This is a genomic window from Streptomyces sp. JJ36, assembly GCF_021696945.1.
Lineage (GTDB): Bacteria > Actinomycetota > Actinomycetes > Streptomycetales > Streptomycetaceae > Streptomyces.
Genome location: NZ_JACYHE010000147.1, coordinates 1 through 3,889, shown reverse-complemented (window position 1 = coordinate 3,889; position 3,889 = coordinate 1). Strand labels below are relative to the sequence as shown.

The 3,889-nt window shown below is 75.3% G+C and carries 4 protein-coding genes; 3 read left to right on the top strand and 1 reads right to left on the bottom strand.

Going from position 1 to position 3,889, the window contains the following annotated elements:
- Positions 1 to 90: 90 nt before the first annotated feature.
- Positions 91 to 1,437: a cellulase family glycosylhydrolase gene (locus HOY81_RS26830; protein WP_306423547.1), complete on the top strand. Its 1,347-nt coding sequence runs from the start codon at positions 91 to 93 to the stop codon at positions 1,435 to 1,437.
- Positions 1,438 to 1,660: 223 nt separating this feature from the next.
- Complete coding sequence (locus HOY81_RS26825) at positions 1,661 to 1,894, top strand: hypothetical protein (RefSeq protein WP_237323306.1); 234 nt, start codon at positions 1,661 to 1,663, stop codon at positions 1,892 to 1,894.
- A gap of 277 nt (positions 1,895 to 2,171) precedes the next feature.
- On the opposite strand, the gene HOY81_RS26820 is transcribed toward HOY81_RS26825, so the two are convergent.
- Positions 2,172 to 2,912, bottom strand: coding sequence for a hypothetical protein (locus HOY81_RS26820; RefSeq protein ID WP_237323305.1), 741 nt, complete (start codon positions 2,910 to 2,912; stop codon positions 2,172 to 2,174).
- 391 nt (positions 2,913 to 3,303) lie between these two features.
- Between HOY81_RS26820 and HOY81_RS26815 the strand changes: the two genes are divergently transcribed.
- A complete protein-coding gene (locus HOY81_RS26815; RefSeq protein ID WP_237323304.1) occupies positions 3,304 to 3,825 on the top strand; it encodes an excalibur calcium-binding domain-containing protein in 522 nt (173 codons plus the stop codon).
- Positions 3,826 to 3,889: the final 64 nt, after the last annotated feature.

Here is a 3,889-nt window from a genome sequence, read left to right as displayed (position 1 = left end):
CCCGGCACGCGCCCGCCGCGCCCCCGCGCCGGCCGCGAGGCGCCGGCCGCGAGCGCCCTGCTCGCTTTGGTGTTCGCCCTGGTGTTCGCCCTGCTCGGGTCCGGCGGCGCCACGGCCGCCGGCGCGGGCCCGGGCTCCACGGGCCCGGCAGCGGCCCCCGCGGCCCAGGCCGCCGGTCTGCACGTCAGCGACGGCCGGCTGCTGGAGGCCAACGGCAACGACTTCGTGCTCCGCGGCGTCAACCACGCCCACACCTGGTACCCGGGGGAGACCGACGCCCTGGGCCACATCAAGGCCAAGGGCGCCAACGCCGTCCGCGTCGTCCTCTCCGACGGCACCCGCTGGACCCGTAACGACGCGGCCGACGTGGCGCACGTGATCGCGCTGTGCAAGGAACACCGGCTGATCTGCGTGCTCGAGGTGCACGACACCACGGGCTACGGCGAGGAGGGCGCGGCAGCCACCCTCGACCAGGCCGCCGACTACTGGATCGGCATCCAGGACGCCCTCGCCGGCCAGGAGGACTACGTCATCCTCAACATCGGCAACGAACCCTTCGGCAACACCGGCTACGAGCAGTGGACGGCCCACACCACCGCCGCCGTGCAGAAGCTGCGGAACGCAGGCTTCCAGCACACCCTCATGGTGGACGCGCCCAACTGGGGCCAGGACTGGACCTTCACCATGCGGGACAACGCCGCCCAGGTCTTCGCCGCCGACCCGGCACGCAACACCGTCTTCTCCGTCCACATGTACGGCGTCTTCGACACCGCCGCGGAGGTCCAGGACTACCTGGGCCGCTTCGTGGACGCCGGGCTGCCCATCGCCGTGGGCGAGTTCGGCCACAACCACTCCGACGGGGACCCGGACGAGGACGCCATCCTGGCCACCGCGGAACAGCTCGGCATCGGCTACCTCGGCTGGTCCTGGAGCGGCAACAGCGGCGGCGTCGACTATCTGGACATGGTGAACGGCTTCGACCCGGACTCCCTCACGAGCTGGGGCGAGCGCCTCTTCGACGGTGCGAACGGCATCGCCGCCACGGCGGAGGAGGCCACGGTCTACGGCGAGGACCCCGGCGACCCGGGTGACCCCGGCGACCCCGGCGACCCGGCCGCGTGCGAGGTCGGCTACCGCGTCGTCAACGCGTGGGGCAGCGGTTTCCAGGGCGAGGTCGTCCTGCACAACACCGGCAGCGCCGCCCTCGACGGCTGGAGCCTGAGCTGGACCTTCCCGGACGGCCAGCGGATCTCGAACCTGTGGGGCGGCACCGCGACGCAGAACGGCACGGAGGTCACCGTCGAAGCCGCCTCCTACACCGCCCACGTCCCGCCGGGCGGCTCGGTGACGCTCGGCTTCACCGCCACCCTGGACGGCGGCGCGAACGGCGCACCCTCCGGATTCGCCGTCGACGGCACCGGCTGCGGTACGGCCTGACCCGCCCCCTGGAGGCGCACCGGCGGAGGCCCGGACCACCGGTCCGGGCCTCCCGTTTCCTCCCCGGCCGCGCGGGTACCCCGCCGCATGCATGATTTCGCCGCGGCGACCGGCGCGTGCGTTGCGCGGCGGGCGGGCCGTGGGGTCTGCTGCCTGCAGCGGCACGGCGGGCCCGTGGCGTCTCCGTACACCGGCGTACCGACAGCGAGGAGTGAGGGTTCCCATGGCCATGTGCGAGGTCTGCGGCAACGACTACGAGATGTCCTTCGAGATCCGCGCGGCCGGGCAGGTCCACGTCTTCGACTGCTTCGAGTGCGCCGCGCACAAGATGGCCCCCGTCTGCGACAACTGCGAGACCCGCATCCTCGGGCACGGCCTGGAGAGCGGGGGCCAGTTCTTCTGCTGCGCGCACTGCGCCCGGATGAAAGGGCATCAGCAGCTCGTCGACCACGCCTGACCTGCACGCCTGACGTGCACGCCTGACGCGGGCTCCGGCCGCGCGCGGCGGGTCACGCCGCACGTGCGCGCGGTCTCCGCCCGGGCGGTCCCGCGCCGGTGCCCGTCCGTACGTCCGTACGGACGGGCACCGGCGCGGGACCGCGGACGCGACACAGGCCGGGCCCGGAGCGGCCGGGCACGCCGGACGCCGGGGCGGCCACGACGCCGCACGCGCCCGGCACCGCGAGCCGGACACACGCGACGCCGCCCGCCCGGCGCGGCTCACCCGGCGCGGCTCACTCCGCGCCGGCGGCGATCCGCTGCTGGAACTCGGCCATGGGAACCTGCTTCTCCGCCGGCGGCAGCTCGACGGTGTACTCCGCTCCGTACCCCTCGTACGTCGTCGACGCCTGCACGCCCTCGCGCCGGGACTCCATCCGGAGCACCCGCGACTCCCCGGAGGCGGCGAGGTGGTAGACGTCCGCCGTACGGCTGTCACCGGCCGCGATCGCCAGGCTCTTCCGCCCCTCGATGGCGCCGTCCTTCTCCGGCACCCGCTTGCCGGACTCCGGCACCGCGAAATACGCCTCGCAGCCCTCGCCGGACGCCTCCACGGTGACGAAACTACCGGTCAGCTCGGCCGGTACGGAGACCTCCTGCCCCCGCTGCCCCAGCGTCTCGGCGAGCAACGGTGCACTGATGTAGCTCTTGCCGTCCTTGCAGTACATCTCACCGCCGCTGCCGCCGTCGGCCTCGACCGTCATCCGCATCCCGGCGTCCGGGTCCCACCAGATCTCCTGCCGGGCCCCGCCGAAGGCGGTGCTGGTGCCGGACGCGTGGAAGCTGGTCGCGGCCATGACCTTGTTGGTCTTCTCGATCAGCGCCGCGGTCTCCGACTTCTGACCGCCCCCGGACTTCCGCGGCTTCGCCTCGTCACCGGAGCCGTCGCTCCCGCCGCTGCACGCCGCCGTCCCGGCCACCAGAGCCGCCGCCACGACGGCCGCCCGCATCCCGCGGCCGCTGCCCCGCATCCGCATCCCGCACTCCCCGTCCGTTCGGTCCCGCTCACCGGCTCGATGCGCCCCACCGTAACCGCCCGGCGCCGCGGCCCGGGCCTCAGGTCACCCGCCCGGGCGACCGCTGCCACCCGGTGGCAGGCAGCCCGGGACCCGAGCGGCGCGCGGGGCGGACCGGTGCACGGCGGGCGGCCGGCGCCGGGCCCCGCACCTGCCCGAGCCGGCGCGGGCGGGGCCCGTGGCCGGTCGCCCGGGGCGGGCCGCGGGGAGCCGCCGTGCGTACCCGACCGGTCCACCCGTGCGCCTCGGAGAACCACGCACGGCATTCACCCGAACGGCCGCGGTACGGCTGCCCCACCCGCACCGCGCGCTTACGTTCGCACTCCGAGGCGTACGAACGAGGGGAGGCCCCATGCACGTACGTGCCGCCGCGGCCGTCACCACGCTGACCGCCACCGCCCTCGCGCTCGCACCGGCCGGGGTTGCCGGGGCCCAGTCCGTCGAGGTCGAATGCCGGCAGTTCAGCACCCACGAGGAGGCCCAGGAGACCTTCGAGTCGAACCCCGACGACTACGCCCGGCTCGACGCCGACGAGGACGGCATCGCCTGCGAGATCCTGCTCCGGGGCGCGCCACCGGGCCCGCCCGACGGGCCCTCCGGACCGCAGCCCTCGGTCACCGTCACGGACACGACCACAGCGACCGCCACGGCCACGACTTCACCGCCGGTTCCCGAGGAGACCCTCGCTCCCCCGACCACCCGTGCCCCGCGCCCGCGCCACACGACCCCCAGCGGGGCGCCCTCGGCCGGCGCGGGCGGCGGCACCGGCGGCGCCTCCGACCTGGCGCTGCCGCTCGGCTTGGGCCTCACCGCCCTGGCGGTCGGCGGGGCGACGGCGGTGCTGCGGCGCCGCAGCGAGGAACGGGAGGACTGAGCCGCCGGCCGCCCGGCGGGCGGCCCCAGGGTCCGGCTGCGCTCGCCGGCGCCCCCGGCGGCCG

What these genes read in the sequence shown, in the direction of transcription:
- HOY81_RS26825 (WP_237323306.1), top strand. Translation starts at nt 1,661, where the DNA reads ATGGCCATGTGCGAGGTCTGCGGCAACGACTACGAGATGTCCTTCGAG.
- HOY81_RS26820 (WP_237323305.1), bottom strand. Translation starts at nt 2,912, where the DNA reads ATGCGGATGCGGGGCAGCGGCCGCGGGATGCGGGCGGCCGTCGTGGCG.
- HOY81_RS26815 (WP_237323304.1), top strand. Translation starts at nt 3,304, where the DNA reads ATGCACGTACGTGCCGCCGCGGCCGTCACCACGCTGACCGCCACCGCC.